The sequence below is a fragment of the Planococcus donghaensis genome (genome assembly GCF_001687665.2).
GTDB classification, from domain to species: Bacteria; Bacillota; Bacilli; order Bacillales_A; family Planococcaceae; genus Planococcus; species Planococcus donghaensis.
In genome coordinates, this window is record NZ_CP016543.2 from 414,363 (window position 1) to 431,006 (window position 16,644).

General features: G+C 39.8%; 15 protein-coding genes. 10 read left to right on the plus strand and 5 right to left on the minus strand.

The genetic code is table 11. The features are described from left to right. Window positions 1-7: 7 nt before the first annotated feature. Both BCM40_RS02195 and BCM40_RS02200 read right to left on the minus strand, forming a co-directional pair. The gene (locus BCM40_RS02195; RefSeq protein WP_008428155.1) at window positions 8-262 is read right to left on the minus strand and encodes a hypothetical protein; all 255 of its coding nucleotides are present in this window, start codon (window positions 260-262) and stop codon (window positions 8-10) included. Next, window positions 259-1,416: a class I SAM-dependent methyltransferase gene (locus BCM40_RS02200; RefSeq protein WP_065527348.1), complete on the minus strand. Its 1,158-nt coding sequence runs from the start codon at window positions 1,414-1,416 to the stop codon at window positions 259-261. The genes BCM40_RS02195 and BCM40_RS02200 overlap by 4 nt, the downstream gene beginning before the upstream one ends. A gap of 161 nt (window positions 1,417-1,577) precedes the next feature. Between BCM40_RS02200 and BCM40_RS02205 the strand changes: the two genes are divergently transcribed. From BCM40_RS02205 to cydC, 5 genes are all read left to right on the plus strand, one after another. Next, window positions 1,578-3,221, plus strand: a complete 1,644-nt coding sequence (locus tag BCM40_RS02205; protein ID WP_065527347.1) for an AMP-binding protein — start codon at window positions 1,578-1,580, stop codon at window positions 3,219-3,221. A gap of 144 nt (window positions 3,222-3,365) precedes the next feature. Continuing rightward, window positions 3,366-4,097: a hypothetical protein gene (locus BCM40_RS02210; protein ID WP_065527346.1), complete on the plus strand. Its 732-nt coding sequence runs from the start codon at window positions 3,366-3,368 to the stop codon at window positions 4,095-4,097. 109 nt (window positions 4,098-4,206) lie between these two features. Further along, window positions 4,207-4,377, plus strand: a complete 171-nt coding sequence (locus BCM40_RS16425) for a hypothetical protein (RefSeq protein WP_169818706.1) — start codon at window positions 4,207-4,209, stop codon at window positions 4,375-4,377. 176 nt (window positions 4,378-4,553) lie between these two features. Next, window positions 4,554-6,278 carry a thiol reductant ABC exporter subunit CydD gene (gene cydD, locus BCM40_RS02215; protein WP_065527345.1) on the plus strand — a complete coding sequence of 575 codons (1,725 nt, stop codon included), beginning with the start codon at window positions 4,554-4,556 and terminating at the stop codon, window positions 6,276-6,278. Next, the gene (cydC, locus tag BCM40_RS02220) at window positions 6,275-7,981 is read left to right on the plus strand and encodes a thiol reductant ABC exporter subunit CydC (protein WP_065527344.1); all 1,707 of its coding nucleotides are present in this window, start codon (window positions 6,275-6,277) and stop codon (window positions 7,979-7,981) included. The genes cydD and cydC overlap by 4 nt, the downstream gene beginning before the upstream one ends. A gap of 675 nt (window positions 7,982-8,656) precedes the next feature. Here cydC and BCM40_RS02225 read toward each other — a convergent pair. Further along, window positions 8,657-8,887 carry a hypothetical protein gene (locus BCM40_RS02225; RefSeq protein WP_065527343.1) on the minus strand — a complete coding sequence of 77 codons (231 nt, stop codon included), beginning with the start codon at window positions 8,885-8,887 and terminating at the stop codon, window positions 8,657-8,659. A gap of 206 nt (window positions 8,888-9,093) precedes the next feature. Between BCM40_RS02225 and desA the strand changes: the two genes are divergently transcribed. The 3 genes from desA to BCM40_RS02240 all read left to right on the plus strand — a co-directional run bounded on the left by desA (window position 9,094) and on the right by BCM40_RS02240 (window position 11,933). Further along, window positions 9,094-10,113, plus strand: coding sequence for a Delta(5) desaturase DesA (gene desA, locus BCM40_RS02230; protein ID WP_065527342.1), 1,020 nt, complete (start codon window positions 9,094-9,096; stop codon window positions 10,111-10,113). A gap of 87 nt (window positions 10,114-10,200) precedes the next feature. Continuing rightward, the gene (locus BCM40_RS02235; RefSeq protein ID WP_065527341.1) at window positions 10,201-11,337 is read left to right on the plus strand and encodes a sensor histidine kinase; all 1,137 of its coding nucleotides are present in this window, start codon (window positions 10,201-10,203) and stop codon (window positions 11,335-11,337) included. After that, window positions 11,334-11,933 carry a response regulator transcription factor gene (locus tag BCM40_RS02240; protein ID WP_038702433.1) on the plus strand — a complete coding sequence of 200 codons (600 nt, stop codon included), beginning with the start codon at window positions 11,334-11,336 and terminating at the stop codon, window positions 11,931-11,933. Before BCM40_RS02235 ends, BCM40_RS02240 begins: the two co-directional genes overlap by 4 nt. A 40-nt stretch (window positions 11,934-11,973) precedes the next feature. On the opposite strand, the gene BCM40_RS02245 is transcribed toward BCM40_RS02240, so the two are convergent. Then, a complete protein-coding gene (locus BCM40_RS02245) occupies window positions 11,974-12,336 on the minus strand; it encodes a DUF2188 domain-containing protein (RefSeq protein ID WP_065527340.1) in 363 nt (120 codons plus the stop codon). 113 nt (window positions 12,337-12,449) lie between these two features. Here BCM40_RS02245 and putP point away from each other — a divergent pair, with 113 nt between their 5' ends. Further along, on the plus strand, window positions 12,450-13,970 hold the full coding sequence (putP, locus tag BCM40_RS02250; RefSeq protein ID WP_065527339.1) for a sodium/proline symporter PutP: 1,521 nt from the start codon (window positions 12,450-12,452) through the stop codon (window positions 13,968-13,970). Window positions 13,971-14,031: 61 nt separating this feature from the next. Here putP and BCM40_RS02255 read toward each other — a convergent pair whose 3' ends face one another. Beyond that, window positions 14,032-15,582, minus strand: coding sequence for a BCCT family transporter (locus BCM40_RS02255; RefSeq protein ID WP_065527338.1), 1,551 nt, complete (start codon window positions 15,580-15,582; stop codon window positions 14,032-14,034). 305 nt (window positions 15,583-15,887) lie between these two features. On the opposite strand from BCM40_RS02255, the gene BCM40_RS02260 reads away from it, so the two are divergent. Further along, on the plus strand, window positions 15,888-16,616 hold the full coding sequence (locus BCM40_RS02260) for a VOC family protein (RefSeq protein ID WP_065527337.1): 729 nt from the start codon (window positions 15,888-15,890) through the stop codon (window positions 16,614-16,616). The last annotated feature ends 28 nt before the right edge of the window (window positions 16,617-16,644 follow it).

The window sequence follows — 16,644 nt, forward strand, 5'->3', positions numbered from 1 at the left end:
AGTTTTTTTATAGCTTAAATATAAAGAACGCCAGAAAGATAGAGATAATGACTAATGTGTTCACAATATACGAAGATCGTTTGCTAACAGGTTGATCAAGTGATGGAAACCGTTCGACAACGCGCATGGCTCCATAAATAAGAGCGGCTAAAATCAATAAAGTGACCACCAAGTTCATATCGTAAATGCGAACGTCGATAAACCGGATCAATACAACAGAGAACGCTAAAATAATGCCATTAACTAAATTTTTTCGTTTCATAAGTACTCCTTTAATTCATTTTCTAAGAAAGGTTTAGCTGACAGCAATGAAGTAAATTGTTGATAACGTTCATATTGGCCGGCGCTCGGTTTTTTACCTGTTTTATAGGCGCGAATCAAAATGTTCTTTGGAGTATGTTCCATATCGATAAACTCCATTAACTGCGTTTCATAGCCAACAAGTGACAGCAGTTCTGCGCGAATTGAGTCGGTAGCGAGTGCGCTAAAACGCTCTTTGATAAGACCATGTTGAAGCATAATGCCAAGTTCGGGTGCAGCGATTTGGCTATTCAATTCATGTTGACAGCAAGGAACACTCAAGATAACTTTGGCATCCCATTTAACAGCGCGTGATAACGCCATATCGGTAGCTACGTCGCAAGCGTGTAACGTGACTACCATATCGACTGCAGATTCGTCGTTATAATCGTTAATGTCACCAACCAAGAACTCTAATTGCTCATAACGCAAGTCTTGTGCAATTTGCTGACACTCTTCGATTACTTCTTTTTTCAAATCGAGTCCGGTAACTCGGAGGTCCAAGCCCTTTTCAATACGCAAATAATGATAAAGCGCAAAAGTTAAATACGATTTTCCAGAACCAAAATCGAGTATGCGGACGGTTCGATCTTGAGGTAAATAAGCGAGCGAATCGTCGATAAATTCGATAAAGCGGTTGATTTGACGGAATTTGTCATATTTCTGCTTTTTGACTTTGCCATCTGGATTTTGAACACCAAGACGTACAAGAAATGGGTACGGAATACCATCCTCTAATAAATATTGCTTTTTACGGTTGTGCGAAAGCTCTACTTTTTTCGAATTTGTTTGTTCGGTTTTCCAGCTAACTTTTAACTTTTTAGAAAGCTGAATTTGAACTTTTTCTTCTGTAAATTGAAAAAGGGCTTGGCGAAAATCGGCAAATAGAGAAGTTAGTTTCGCCATAGCTTCTTCTAAAGGTAAATTTTCATGCTTTAATACATGTTCATGTTGGTATTCAAATTGAATGAAATAATCCTTTTTTATTTCAACGGGTTTTAACTTAATCCGTTTAACCTCATTTGATTTTAGGCGTGGTTGGCTAATTGTGGCTGAAACGAGTTGCTTTTGCAAAAGTCGTTCTGTTAGTTGATCATGCATTGTTTGTAAGTCCATGGTCGATCCCTTCCGTTCTGTGTAATGGTTTTAGTTTATCACGCAACGTACGTAAAGAGCGAGTTGTCCGTCTTTTTATGGAATGGATTAAGTTCCATTAATTTGGAATTTTGTGATAATATAAAACAGAGTGAAAACGTTTTCAATTAGGGGGATGTATTGTGGAAATTTTACATAAGACAGTTGGCCAAATCGTAAAAGAACAAGCTGCAAAGAATCCAGAAACTGAAGCATACGTTTATCCAGAGCACGGAATCCGAAAAACGTATAAAGAATTTGACGAAGAAACAGATCGCTTAGCAAGAGCGTTTATCGGTATTGGGATTGAAAAAGGGGAGCATGTTGCCATTTGGTCTGACAATAAACGCGAATGGCTATTGAGTCAGTTTGCCACCGGTAAAATGGGGGGTGTGTTGGTAACGGTAAATACAAGTTACCAGTCAAGTGAGCTTGAGTATTTATTGAATCAGTCGGATGCGACGACGTTAATATTGGGAGAAGAATTTAAAGGTGCAAATTATATAGAGATTTTAAATACGGTTTGTCCGGAATTGGCGACCGCTGAAAAAGGACACATACAGAGTACTAAGCTGCCTCACTTTAAACGAGTAATTGTCATGAGCGATAACAAGTATCCTGGAATTTACACGTGGTCAGAGTTCGAGGCTTTTGCTGGAAGTGTTAGCGAGGCGGAGTTTAAAGAGCGCTTCGATTCAATGAAGCCTGACGATGTCATCAATATTCAATATACATCTGGCACCACAGGATTTCCAAAAGGCGTAATGCTGACTCATTTGAATGTCGTTAATAATGGCAAACTCGTTGGGGATACGATGGCGTTAACGGAAACAGATCGTTTATGTATTCCAGTGCCATTTTTCCATTGCTTTGGCTGTGTTCTTGGAACGATGGCAGCAGTTACCCATTCCACGACAATGGTCATTGCAGAGCAGTTTGAACCAAAACGGGTTTTGCAAATGGTACAGGATGAGAAGTGTACAGGGCTACATGGAGTACCGACGATGTTCATCGCGGAGTTAAACCATCCGGATTTCGCAATGTTTGACACATCAACATTGCGTACGGGAATCATGGCAGGCTCATCATGTCCAATTGAGGTGATGAAAAAAGTCATCAATGAAATGGGCGCATCTGAAATTACCATTGCTTATGGACAAACTGAATCGTCTCCTGTCATTACGCAAACGCGAGCCGACGACGAAATTGAAAAGCGAGTATCAACAGTTGGTAAGCCGCATACTGGAGTAGAAGTGAAAATCATTGACCCTGCCACTAGAGAAGAAGTAGAGCGAGGCTTGCCTGGAGAACTTTGTACAAGAGGGTATCATGTCATGTCCGGCTATTATAAAAACGAAGATGCTACAAAAGCGGCGATTGATTCGGAAGGATGGCTGCATACGGGTGACATCGCAATCGAAGATGAAGAAGGATATATCGATATCACAGGCCGGATAAAAGATATGGTGATTCGCGGAGGAGAAAATATTTATCCCCGTGAAGTGGAAGAATTTCTTTATCAGCATCCTTCTGTGTTAGACGTTCAGGTGATTGGTGTCCCAGACCCGAAATACGGAGAAGAACTAATGGCATGGATTATTTTAAAAGAAGGGGAGAAACTCAATGCGGAAGAATTGAGAACTTACTGTAAAGGGAAAATCTCACACCATAAAATTCCACGCTATATTGAATTTACGAAAGAGTACCCAATGACAGCTTCTGGAAAAATACAGAAATTTAAGCTGCGTGAATTATCCATCGAACACAGTGAAAAAACAAAAGTTTAAACAAAATAAAGGAAAGCACCTTTTGAGGCGCTTTCCTTTATTTTGTTTAGCGGCAACTAGTTTAGTTGTGTCTGTCTACGGGGACAGTATTACGGGAAAGCCTTTGTTGAAATAGATGCGAAGTGTGCAGGAAGGAGTTTGCAGATGACTTGGTTGAGTTTTGTTTTTGCTCTTGGGTTTGTCTCAATTCATCTATTTTCAAAAAGCTTAAAACTTATGAAAGTTTTGCCACGAAGCCGTTTCCTCTCAGTAGCAGGTGGAATATCGGTCGCTTATGTTTTTTTGCATTTATTGCCAGAGTTGAGCATCTTTCAAAAGGATTTACTAGGAGAGCTTGAAAATAGTGGATTACTTTTTATAGAGAATCATATTTATTTAATTGCGATGACGGGTTTAGTGGTTTTTTATGCTTTAGAAAACTCGGTTAAAGTTTCAAAAAAGAAAAACAAGCATGAAGAAAATCCGAAAGCAGCAATAGGGGTTTTCTGGCTGCACATTGCATCTTTCACACTATACAATGGAATTATTGGCTATTTATTGGTCAGGGAAGAGTATGGTAATTCTTTAGGGATGACATTGTTTTTTGTTGCAATGGGGGTACACTTTATAACAAATGACAAAGGATTACGAGCAACGCACCAAGAAGATTACGATCGATATGGCAGGTGGCTATTGGCTGCTGCGATTCTAATTGGTTGGGGAATCGGGGCTTTTGCCGAAGTGCATGAATGGATTATCTCAGTACTTACTGCTTTTTTAGCTGGTGGTGTGATTTTAAACGTTTTAAAAGAAGAGTTGCCGGAAGAACGAGAAAGTAGTTTACTGGCATTTACTACTGGGCTAATCTCTTACTCGATTTTATTGTTGCTTTTATAGAGTAAAAAAATATTATAATGACAAACAGGAGAATCTTTTGGTATAATATACTCACTATAATAGGTAATAAAGCATGCGTTAAAACGGCTTACCTAAAAGGGTGTTTATAATGATTACTGAAGAAGAATTAGCCATTTTCGAGTATGAATTGACAAAGTTAATGGAAGAATACCGAAAATGCGTGGATCAGTCTTTAAAGAAGAAAATACAAGAAGATATGGCTTGGTTGAAGACGGCCATTTTTGCAACAGGTTCCTATGAAAAAACAATTGAAAATTAATGATTTTAAATCTGCAGCGTAGTATTGCTAGCAGATTTTTTTTGTGGGAAAAAGATAAATTTGTGAACAGAGCTGTAACAAAACCTCTCGAAAATCCTTTAAAGGTAGGCAATCGACGGGGGTTTCCCTAAGGGGTGCTTTATAATAGAAGGAGATAAAGCAGAGGAGCGAATGGCATGAACGATTTAAAGCAGTTGGCATTTCAACGGAAAAACACAATGACATTCTTAGTTGCGATGTCGATCTTAAAAGGACTTGCTACGATTGGTCAAGCCCTGTTTTTTGTGATGATTGCAGATCGTGTTTTTCTTCAAAGTGCTACGTTTGAAAGTTTAATCCCATTATTCGGTGGGCTGTTACTATCGATTTTACTGCGAGCCGGATCAGGATATGCGATAGGCAAAACAGGAGTCAATTTGGCTGCTGACGTAAAAAATGAATTTCGAAATACTTTAATCCAATCATTTGCTAGAAACCCATTGCTGGCTGCAGCTCAAGGTCAATCGGGTCAAAAAGTAGGTTTGTTAATGGATTCAGTAGATGAAATAGATGGCTTTTATAGTAAATATATTCCTCAAATGATTCAAACGTATATAATTCCTGTGATTTTGTTAGGCGTAATTTTTTCGCAAAACTGGACAAGTGGAGTCATTATTTTAATTACAGCACCATTTATTCCAGTATTTATGGCATTGGTTGGAAAAGGAACGAAGAAAAAAGCCGACGAAAAAATGGAACAACTCAACCGTTTTTCAGGTACTTTTCTCGATATTTTACAAGGTCTTTCAACACTGAAGCTGTTTGGACAAGCTGAAAAGCAGCAGCAAGCGATTCGGAAAAGTAGTTTAGATTTCCGAGATTCTACAATGGAAGTATTAAAATCAGCATTTCTTTCTTCTTTGATGCTTGAGTATATATCCATGTTAAGTATCGGGATTGTTGCACTAGAAATAGGATTGCGACTTGTTGTATTCGATAGCATTAGCTTCTTCACAGCATTTTTTATACTGATCTTAGTGCCCGATTTCTTTAATTTGCTAAAGGATTTCGGCAGTGCGTTTCATACAGCGCGAGGCAGTTTATCGGCCGCAAACCAATTATCTATTGAACTCGAAAAGCCTTATGCTGAGTTAACGTGGGGGAAAGAAACAGTGGCGCAAGAACCTCCTCATTTATCACTAGAACAACTCGCATTTCAATACGGAGACGGGTTTGCATTAGCTCCGCTCAATGTGGAAATTCCACCTTATAGTCAAGTGGCAATTGTCGGAAAAAGTGGTTCGGGAAAATCAACGCTCATGCACCTTTTAGCGGGTCTTCTTCCACAAAGTCAAGGTCATTTTTTTATAAATGGTGTCGCTCGAGAAAACATTAGTGAAACATCTTGGTTTAACCAATTAAGTTACATTTCACAACATCCATACCTTTTTGCTGGCACTATTCGAGAAAATATACAGATGGGTGTTACAGGCGATGTTAGTGATGAAGAGGTGAGGGTAGCGGCTAAAAAAGCAGGCATTGCAGAAATGGTCTCCACACTTGAAAAAGGGTTTGAAACACCCATTGGCGAAGCGGGGCGCGGGTTGTCTGGGGGAGAAAAGCAACGAATTGCACTTGCACGGGCTTTCTTGAAAAAACCGTCACTTATTTTATTTGATGAACCAACGACCGGGTTAGATTTACAAACTGAGAAAGTTTTGCAAGACTCTTTGCATGAATTGAAAAAAACTTCCACGGTTATTACGGTGGCTCACCGCCTTCACACGATTAAAGAAGCAGATATCATCTTATTTTTAGATAATGGAAAACTGGATGCAACTGGAAATCATCAAGAACTATTGAAAACGTATGTGCCTTACGAAGAAATGCTTGCAGCGCAGCAAGGAGGTGGCTTGCGATGAAGGAATTAACGCTTGTGTTGAAATTGACGCTTCTTGAAAAAAAGGATGTTTTAATCGCCATCTTTTTCGGGTTTTTAGCAGGTATTGCAGGTGTCGCGTTGATGGGGTCAAGTGGTTACTTGATTTCAAAAGCCGCCTTAACTTCACAAATGACTACATTGGTCGTCATGGCAGCTGTTTTGAAATTATTTGGTTTTGCATCGGCGTTAAGTCGTTATGGAGAACGTTTATATTCTCACCGAGCGACATTTACAATGCTCAGTCACTTAAGAGTATCGTTTTTTGAGCGTTTGTCTCCACTGGCGCCAAGAATATTTAGCAAATATCGAAGTGGTGACTTACTGTCCCGAATTGTTGGAGACGTTGAAAGTTTGCAAAACTTTTTACTGCGCGTATTCTATCCGCCAGTAGTGCTGGGCATTGTTTTTTTAAGTGTTGTTTTCTTCACGTCATTTTTCTCACTAGGTATTGCAATTGTGATTTTTATCGGGATGTTGTTAACGGTAGTGGTGGTTCCAGCACTTTTCTCTAGTAGAAAGCGTCGCATGGATGGACAAGTTAGAGCGCAAAGAGGGAATTTAGCGATCGAATCGACAGAATTCCTTTATGGATTTCGGGATTTAAAAATTCATCAACAGCTTAACGCAAAAGAACAACAATTGAAAAGTGACGCAGCACAATATAATGAGGGGCAACGACAAGAAGGATTAGAAGAAAACTTAGCTCAATCTATGAACGCATTTGTTGCGTTACTCGTTTCCTTTTTTGTTTTAGGCGTAGGCGCTTATTTTGTTGCAGCTGGTGAACTAGATGGCTTGTATTTAGCAATGCTCGTCATGGTCTCCATTGCTGCTTTTGAAAACGTTGCACCTATGGCTGCTTTTCCAACACATTTTGAAGAAAGTCGGAAAGCAGCTGTGCGATTAGAAGAGATTGTGGCTGAACCTGATTTACCACAAGGATCAGAACCTATGCCAAGTGGCCCGCTTGATATAAGATTGGATAAAGTATCTTTTCAATACCCAAACGAAAACAGCTTAGCCCTGGACCGTATATCTCTTCACTTGCTGCCAGGCACAAAAACAGCGATAGTCGGACCGAGTGGTTCTGGGAAATCGACTTTGATGCAAGTACTGTTAAGTGTTTTTCCTCTCAGCCAAGGCCAGTTATCCATCGGTGGCATACCTGTAGAAGCACTTAAGCAAGAAGAAATTTGGCAACAAATGAATATTGTTTTGCAGGAAAACCATTTCTTTTATGGTACAATCCGGAGCAATTTATTAGTTGCGAACCCTTTAGCGACAGACGAGCAAATGATTGACGTGCTGGCTAAAGTACAACTCGATATACTTCCGCTGAGTATGACGGTAGAAGAAAAAGGTCAGAATTTGTCTGGAGGTCAAAAGCAGCGGCTGGCAATTGCGCGTGCCATGTTAAAAGGGAAGTCTCTATGGCTTATGGATGAACCGGTATCTTCTGTGGATAGTTTGACAGGGCATGCCATTTACCAGCAGATGTTCCAGCAACATAAAGATGATTTGTTTGTCATCATCAGTCATGACTTAACAGGGCTTGAAAAAATGGATCAGATTATCGTTATGGAAAAAGGCTGCATCGTAGAAAGTGGTTCATACGACGAGTTGATGGAGAAAAAAGCGTATTTCTATCAACTTAAAGAAATTGAAAATAGTGTATTTACCTAATAGAAAAACCGCCGTCACGTAACTATGTGACGGCGGTTTCAGCTTGTAGACAAAAGAATTATTATGTTAGTTAACGAATGTATATTGATCTTATCCTATATACTGGATCCTTCGCTCCATGCGGACGCTTTCCGCGGACGAAGCGCTGAGCCTCCTCGTCGCAAGCTCCTGCGGGGTCTCATCACTCCGTTTTTCCGCAGGAAAGTCAGTGACCAAAGGGACTTCGGTCAATGGCTTTGCGACGAAGCTAGCGCAGCGATGCAGGAGCATATCTTTGCCCTTCGCCGCATTGCGCTTCGGATCCTTGTGTGATTACTCATTAATTCTCTTGAAAAGTGGAATCGCTGGTTACTTTCTCTAATTAAAGCTATATCCTAACAACCGTTCTGGCCACGAAGACTCCTATGGGACAGCGAAAGCTGAAGACCCCGCAGGAATAGCATTGGCCGAAGCCTGCGAGGACAAGCTTTTGCGACGAAGCTAGCGCAGCGATGCAGGAGCATGGGTTTTCAGTGACGAGGAGGCTGAAGCTGAGCCCATGGAAAGCGTAGTGGCCAGAAGGGTTGTGGTTATACATAACTATACATTTTCAATAGACTTTGTCTACACTCTGAAACCGCCATCACGTAACTATGTGACGGCGGTTTTTAGTATTTTGATAGTATTCTACTAGCTTTATTTTAATAGCAAATTCTCATCTTTTTTAGCATCTTCTAACTTCATTTGTTCAAGCTCTAGACGCATTTTTTGTGTTTCAATAACAAAGTTTTCGTGCTTTAGTTTTTCTAGTTCTAACTCATTTTCAATCATTTTACTTTTAAGCTTGGTTTGGCTTTGCAAGTGGGCAGTAATAATGCCAGCTAGTGGAATTGAAAAGACCATAATGACAGCAATCATGCCAGTCATACGCCTCACCTCGTTCTGATTTTTCTGACTATTAATATTATACACGTATTACTTGTAATTTTAAAGAAGGAGATATTTAGAAATACATGACAACTGTCATATAGAAATATAGACGTTTGTGTCTTATACGCCTATGGGTTTGCCGTTAAGATAAGGTTAATAAGTTATTCGGACCGAAAACGTCCGTCTAAGGAGGAAGACAAGACATGAGCAGAGAGAAAACAGCGCAATTACGTAAGTTTGTCGCCCCATTTGAAAAAGCAGATGTAAAAGCAAGTGTTAGACAATTAGTAAATACAATTCCACCATTTATCCTGGCTTGGTTTTTAGCTTATCAAGCACTCGATGTTTCAATTTGGCTGACAATCGCATTGTCTGTTGTTGCAGCAGCATTTGTCATTCGTACGTTCATCATTTTTCATGATTGCACTCACGGTTCGTTTTTCAAAAACAAAAAAGCGAATGCGATTGTGGGGACAATTACAGGGATTATGACACTTTTCGCTTACGAAAAGTGGAAACGCGAACACTCGATTCACCATGCATCAAGTGGGAACTTAGATAAGCGCGGAGTTGGCGATATTTGGGTTATGACCATCGAAGAATATGTAGAAGCGTCAAAATGGGAACGATTCAAATACCGTTTGTACCGTAATCCACTGGTTATGTTCGGATTTGGACCATTATTCCTTGTCTTAATTTCAAGTCGTTTTAATCGTAAAGATGCACGCAAAAAAGAACGCAACAACACGTATTTGATCAATATTTCTTTAGTGGTTATCTATACGCTATTAATTTTGGCGATTGGTTGGCAGGCATTCGTAATCATACAAGGTACGACGATGTTTGTGGCTGGAGCTTTCGGAATTTGGTTATTCTACGTACAACACACATTTGAAGATTCGTATTTTGAAGATGAAAACGAGTGGGATTATGTGAAAGCGGCAGTAGATGGAAGTTCGTATTATCAACTTCCAAAAGTATTGCAATGGGTAACTGGAAACATTGGTTTCCACCATGTGCATCACTTGAGCCCGCGTGTGCCAAACTACAATTTGGAAAAAGCGCATGAGTCAACACCACCGCTTCAACAAGCAACAACAATCAATATTAAATCGAGTCTTAAATCGTTACGCTATAAATTGTATGATGCACCAAATAAAACATTCGTTACATTTGGTGATATCAAACATTTACTAGGTGAGTCAAAAACGGTTGAACAATAAAGAAGTGAAAAACCATTCTTAGCTGAATGGTTTTTTCTTTTGTGTTTTATTTGCTATGATTGAATAATAAAGAAAGAGGAGGGCCTTATGCAAAGTTGGTATCAAATATTCCCTAAAAATCCATGGTTGAGTCTTTACGCCTGGGTCATCTTTTGTATTTTACCGTTCTTCTTTATTTTTCGTTCTTCTTCGATGACGGATTTTATTTTTGGTATTTTGCTTTTATTAATGTTCTTTATTGCATATAGGCTATCTTTTAATTCGAAAACTGGCTTTGTGTACGTGTGGGTGAGTTTTGAAATGGCCATAAACATCGGAATGATTTTTCTGTTTGGATATGTCTATCTGTCTATTTTTGTTGCATTTTTTATCGGCAATTTACGTAACAAAGTTGGATTTTTCATTATTTATGGACTTCACATTGGTTTGACGATTACAGCTGTCGTATTTGGTTTTTTTGATCATAGTGAATTGTACATATCTCAATTGCCATTTATCGTATTGAGTATACTAGGTGTCATTCTCTTGCCGTTTAATACGTATAATCGCAATAAGCGTGAAAAGCTCGAAGGGCAGCTTGAAGATGCGAATAAACGAATTTCACAGCTAGTAATCATTGAAGAGCGTGAGCGAATTGCTCGGGATTTGCACGATACATTAGGACAAAAATTATCATTAATTGGTTTGAAAAGTGATTTGGCTGGAAAGCTAATTACCCGCAATCCAGAATCTGCTTTAAATGAAATAAATGATGTGAGACAAACCGCGCGTACAGCATTAAAAGAAGTGCGTGAGCTTGTATCGAATATGCGCGGTACTAAACTCGATGAGGAACTATTGCGCGTGCAACAAATTTTAAAAGCTGCTGAAATCGATTTTGTTTTTTATGGGTCAACACAGCTAACCAACACGCCGCTTTTAGTCGAAAATGTGGTGAGTATGTGTTTGAAAGAAGCTGTAACAAATGTGGTGAAACACAGTGGGGCATCGCGCTGCAGTATTTTGATCAAACAAAATCCGGAAGAGCTTCTTGTTCAAGTTCAAGACAATGGCGTAGGATTTCCTGAAGGAAATACATCTTTACAAGGCAATGGTTTAGTAGGGATGCGTGAACGTTTAGAGTTTGTAAACGGCTCGGTAGATATTAAAGTAATGGAAGGTACTACCTTAAATATTAGAGTACCGAATGTAATTCTCTATAGTTCAAAGGAGGATGTGAAATGATTCGAATTGTACTAGCAGAAGACCAGCGGATGATGTTGGGAGCTTTAGGTTCATTGCTCGATTTGGAAGAAGATATGGAAGTAGTAGGAAAAGCTGCTAATGGAGAAGAAGTAATCGAACTTGTCGAAAGTTTGCAGCCTGATATTTGCATCATGGATATTGAAATGCCGTTAAAAAGTGGGTTAGACGCTGCAGAGATTTTAAAAGATCAACCGTGTAAAATCATTATTTTGACGACGTTTGCCCGCTCCGGTTATTTTGAGCGCGCTAGAAAAGCCGGAGTCAGTGGATATTTGTTGAAAGACAGTCCAAGTGAAGATTTAGCGACTTCGATTCGGACCATTATGTCTGGTCGCCGGATTTATGCCCCGGAATTGGTGGATTTGGCTTATGCTGATGAAAACCCATTAACCGATCGAGAAAAGCAAGTTATGGAACTGATTGCCGAAGGACGAAGCACGAAAGAAATTGCGAAGGAATTATTTATTACAACGGGTACAGTAAGAAATTACATTTCAACTATTTTGGATAAACTTGAAGTGGGCAATCGCATTGAAGCCATTTCTCGCTTCAAAGAAAAAGGTTGGTTTAAGTAAAATGCCGCTGTCAGCTGACAGCGGCATTTTATTATTCCACTCATTCATAAAGCGTATCTGACAAGGAGCCGTCTTCCGTATAAATATGAAGTTCACCGTGGTTTTTGTTAACGTAGCGCTTGGCTTCTCCCATAAGACTTTCTTTTGTTTCTTCGATTAAAATCGCTTTTTTGCTATCTTTTTTCTTTAACTGCCATCCTTCATCGTGTTTTTTAATCTCGTAGACTGGTCGGTCCTCATCACTGTTTTCAGTTTTCTTGGCTTGCTCTAAAGCAATCGGTATGGCGCGATCTTCTTCATAGCCATCGCGAAGCAAGGCATTCGCAATCTCAATGGCTTTATTGCGGACATCAGCATTAAGGTTTTTGAACGAATCTGGGTAGTCTTTTTTGTTCCATGGCATCAAAAATCGCCTCCTTACCGCTTTACTTCCCACTTTTATTTATACTAAAACCGCAAATGGGGACTTTTCAAATGTGTCAATAATGTTACACTGTTAAGTAAGGAGGGGATAAAATGACAGATACAACTTATCAAATCATTGCTTTAGCCGTTTATCTAGGTGCAATGCTTTATATCGGTTGGTATGCCTATCGTAAAACGGCCGACTTATCTGACTATATGCTTGGTGGAAGGGGGCTTGGACCAGCAGTAGCCGCACTGAGTGCAGGAGCATCGGATATGTCCGGATGGCTTTTACTAGGTTTACCGGGTGCGATTTACCTTGGCGGACTAGTTGAGGTATGGATTGCAATCGGATTAACAATTGGTGCCTTTTTAAACTGGTTCTTTGTAGCACCACGTTTGCGGATTTACTCATTTATTACGAGTGACTCGATTACGATTCCGAGTTTCTTGGAAAACCGTTTGAAAGACAAATCACGGTTATTAAGAATTGTTTCGGGTATCATCATCTTAATCTTTTTCACATTTTATGTTTCATCCGGTATGGTGGCTTCTGGATTGTTCTTCCAAAGCTCGTTCGGAATGGATTACCATCTAGGACTTGTACTGGGCTCGATTGTTGTCGTTGCTTATACATTGTTCGGTGGATTCCTTGCTGTTAGTTATACCGATTTCGTTCAAGGTGTCATGATGGTGCTCGCTTTAATCGCAGTGCCAATTGTGGGGATTTTCGCTACAGGTGGATTTAGCGAAACCGCTGCAAGCATTCGAGAAGTAGACCCGAATATGTTGAGCTTAATTTCGGGAGCATCTACAATCGGTGTTATTTCAGCAGCCGCTTGGGGACTTGGTTACTTTGGCCAACCGCATATCATTGTTCGTTTTATGGCCATTAAGACCTTAAAAGAAGTTCGTATTGCTCGCCGTATTGGGATGAGCTGGATGATCTTCAGCCTTATTGGAGCTACTGCAACTGCGCTTGTCGGTATTGCTTACTTCCAGCAAAATCCTTCAGCGACGTTAGTAGATCCAGAATCAGTCTTTCTTGACTTGAGTCAAATTTTGTTCCATCCATTAGTTGCGGGATTTGTATTAGCAGCTGTTTTAGCGGCTGTTATGAGTACCATTTCTTCTCAGCTTTTAGTAAGTTCTTCGGCACTTATTGAGGATTTATACAAAATTGCCTTTAAAAAAGAGGCATCTGCTAAAGGTTATGTAACACTTGGACGAGTAGCTGTAGCATTGATTGCTGTTATTGCAGCATACTTGGCATGGGAACAAAATAACACGATTTTAGGCTTAGTGGCTTATGCGTGGGCTGGATTTGGTGCTGCTTTTGGACCGATTATTCTATTGTCACTATTTTGGCGCAAGCTGACTTCAAAAGGTGCATTAGCCGGAATGATTGTTGGTGCCGTCACAGTTATTGTTTGGGATTCGATGGGTACATCTGCAGAGGATGCTGGCGCAACGGACCTAACAAATTTCATGGGCAGTGTTTATGAAATTATTCCAGGCTTCTTCCTATGTCTTCTTGTTACTTGGCTTGTAAGTCTTGTTACTTACAAACGCGATGAGCAGATTGACAAAGAGTTTGATGAAACAGTTCGTTTGATCAACGAAGACAAATAATAAAACATACAAAAGGCGTACAGCTCACTTTCCGTTAGGAAATGCTGTACGCCTTTTTGCATTATTTATTGCGTTGCTTTTTCATTTCTTGATCCATGCGTTTAAATCGTTCAAGTTCAGACTCCCGAATAGGGGGGGACTCTGTGCGAATGATTTTAGTGAAAGCCCAAAGCATTAATACAAGCAACACTGTAAAAGGTAAGGCGGATATAAGTGAAGCGGTCTGTAAAGCTTGTAATCCACCCGCATATAAGAGAACTGCAGCAATTGAGGCCATTAACACACCCCATACAATCTTAAAGGCTGTAGGTGGATTTAAACTGCCGAAACTGGTCATAGATGCCAAGATGTAGGTTGCAGAGTCAGCAGAAGTCACTAGGAAAGTGAAAATAAGTAATATTGCTAAAATCGACATGATGGTCGTCAATGGGAGAACGCCGAAAGTTTGAAATAAAGCCGATGTTAAATCATTATTTACTGCTTCAGCAATGCCAGAAGCTTGGTTTAAATCATACCAAAGAGCTGTACCGCCAAATACGGCAATCCATAAACAAGCAATAGCAGGTGGAATAACGAGTACACCCATAACGAATTCACGGATTGTGCGTCCTCTTGAAACACGTGCAACAAATGCCCCTACAAACGGTGACCAAGCGATGGCCCATGCCCAATAGAAAATGGTCCACCCTTGCACCCACTGGCCATTTGCATAAGGTTCTAATCGTAAACTATATTGCACGAAATTTGTAATATAATCGCCGAGTGCTAACGTGAAAGTTTCCATGATGAAAACAGTTGGTCCCGCAATAAAGACGAAGACCATTAAAACTAAGGCGAGGCCAAGATTTAAATTGCTTAAGTAGGCAATTCCTTTTTTAAGTCCTGTAGAAGACGATAAAGTATAAGCCGCAAACATTACTGCGATAATGCCTAATTGAACTGGGAAGGCGTTATCAAGACCGAATACAGCGTTGAGACCGCCGTTCATTTGCAATACACCTAATCCAAGAGATGTAGCAATTCCCATTACGGTAGCAATGACAGCTAAAGAATCGATGGAATTTCTAACTAAAGGTCTATTTCCTAATACGGGTTCAAGAGCTGTTGAAACCAAGCCAGGCTTCTTTTTGCGGAATTGCAAAAAACCAATGACAAGACCAACAATGGCAAATACCGACCACTGGCTAACTCCCCAGTGAAAAAATGAATAACCCATAGCAATTCTTGCGGCTTGTGGAGTTAATGCGTCGCTGCCCACAGGAGAAGTGAAGAAGTGGCTCATTGGTTCAGCTACTCCCCAAAACACTAGGCCAGCCCCAAACCCGGCTGAAAACAACATGCCGATCCAAGTAAAGAAAGGGAATTCTGGACGATCGTCATCAGGACCGAGTCGAATACGTCCAAACTTAGATAATGCAATTGCTATAAGGAAAAGTGTAATGATAAAAACCGCAAGCAAATAAAACCAACCGAAATTCAAGGTAGTAAAACTAAACAAACGTCCTGCTACTTCTCCAAATTTTACGGGTGTGATCGCACCTAATATAACAAGAATAAGAATGACGGCAGCGGATACGATAAATACAGGATTTTTTAAGAATTCTTTATTCATGGTAACCTCCTCAATTTTTTTCTATACTTTAGCCTATCGAAAATAAATGGAGAAAACCACCGTTTTAGTAAAAAAACGTAATTGTCGTTAAAAAAATTGTGATTTGAGCGGATAGTTTGTTGTGGGCAGTTTTCAATAAAAAAGCTGTTTTTCATCAAAATAGGACCATGCATTTTCGAGGATAGTGAGGCAATTAATATAGTTATATAACCATTCCCGCAGAAGTTCCTTTTAAACGCTTAAAGGAGACTTTAGACAAGGTGGCGAACGGTATAACTTAAGACGAAAATTTAGTGAGGTGCTTAATGGAATTAGATCACATTGTTCATTTTGTACAAAAAAATCCAAAGGAAATCGTTTCCGATTGGCGAGCACAAGGTTTCCCAGCTTCTCTAGGAGGGCGACATATCAATTGGGGAACGCAAAATGTATTGCTGTATTTAAAAGATTGTTATATTGAATGGTTGTCAGTAGAAAAACAAGAAGTTGCAACAGAAGTTGAACATCCGTTGACACGTCTGTTACTGCATGACCAAAAAGGATTTGGAACAATTTGTGTGAGAACTAAAAATATCTTGGGGGTAGACCAAGACTTGCAAAAACGTGGAATTGAGACAACTGGTGTTTTAAATGCAGAACGCCGTACTGAGGATGGGGAGTTAATCAAGTGGAAAATGCTATTTGTAAAAGCAGCTATATCTATGAAGTTGCCACCGCCATTTTTTATCGAATGGCAGGAAACCGATGAACAACGTTACAAAAAGTTAAGAGAAAAAGGTGTTGTTCAAGCGACTAATGAAGCGATGTCGATTGATCGATGCGTTTTTGGTGTTTGGAGTCCAAGTGAAGTTGAAAATGAATGGCGAAAAATTTTAGGTGACACGCTTGAATTGGATAATTGTCGTATTGAATTCAGAAAAACCACCAAGTCAAAAGAACGTTTAGAAGAAGTCTACTTTGCGAATGGCACAACCAAGCTTGAATTTGAAGAAGGTCTTTACTGGCTGCCCCCTCAATCATTAGGCGACAGGTAAACTATGTTAAAATGGATAGACTGAATGG

What these genes read in the sequence shown, in the direction of transcription:
- BCM40_RS02240 (WP_038702433.1), top strand. Translation starts at nt 11,334, where the DNA reads ATGATTCGAATTGTACTAGCAGAAGACCAGCGGATGATGTTGGGAGCT.
- BCM40_RS16425 (WP_169818706.1), top strand. Translation starts at nt 4,207, where the DNA reads ATGATTACTGAAGAAGAATTAGCCATTTTCGAGTATGAATTGACAAAG.
- desA (WP_065527342.1), top strand. Translation starts at nt 9,094, where the DNA reads ATGAGCAGAGAGAAAACAGCGCAATTACGTAAGTTTGTCGCCCCATTT.
- cydC (WP_065527344.1), top strand. Translation starts at nt 6,275, where the DNA reads ATGAAGGAATTAACGCTTGTGTTGAAATTGACGCTTCTTGAAAAAAAG.
- BCM40_RS02260 (WP_065527337.1), top strand. Translation starts at nt 15,888, where the DNA reads ATGGAATTAGATCACATTGTTCATTTTGTACAAAAAAATCCAAAGGAA.
- putP (WP_065527339.1), top strand. Translation starts at nt 12,450, where the DNA reads ATGACAGATACAACTTATCAAATCATTGCTTTAGCCGTTTATCTAGGT.
- BCM40_RS02210 (WP_065527346.1), top strand. Translation starts at nt 3,366, where the DNA reads ATGACTTGGTTGAGTTTTGTTTTTGCTCTTGGGTTTGTCTCAATTCAT.
- BCM40_RS02245 (WP_065527340.1), bottom strand. Translation starts at nt 12,336, where the DNA reads ATGCCATGGAACAAAAAAGACTACCCAGATTCGTTCAAAAACCTTAAT.
- BCM40_RS02225 (WP_065527343.1), bottom strand. Translation starts at nt 8,887, where the DNA reads ATGACTGGCATGATTGCTGTCATTATGGTCTTTTCAATTCCACTAGCT.
- BCM40_RS02195 (WP_008428155.1), bottom strand. Translation starts at nt 262, where the DNA reads ATGAAACGAAAAAATTTAGTTAATGGCATTATTTTAGCGTTCTCTGTT.
- BCM40_RS02235 (WP_065527341.1), top strand. Translation starts at nt 10,201, where the DNA reads ATGCAAAGTTGGTATCAAATATTCCCTAAAAATCCATGGTTGAGTCTT.
- BCM40_RS02200 (WP_065527348.1), bottom strand. Translation starts at nt 1,416, where the DNA reads ATGGACTTACAAACAATGCATGATCAACTAACAGAACGACTTTTGCAA.
- BCM40_RS02255 (WP_065527338.1), bottom strand. Translation starts at nt 15,582, where the DNA reads ATGAATAAAGAATTCTTAAAAAATCCTGTATTTATCGTATCCGCTGCC.
- cydD (WP_065527345.1), top strand. Translation starts at nt 4,554, where the DNA reads ATGAACGATTTAAAGCAGTTGGCATTTCAACGGAAAAACACAATGACA.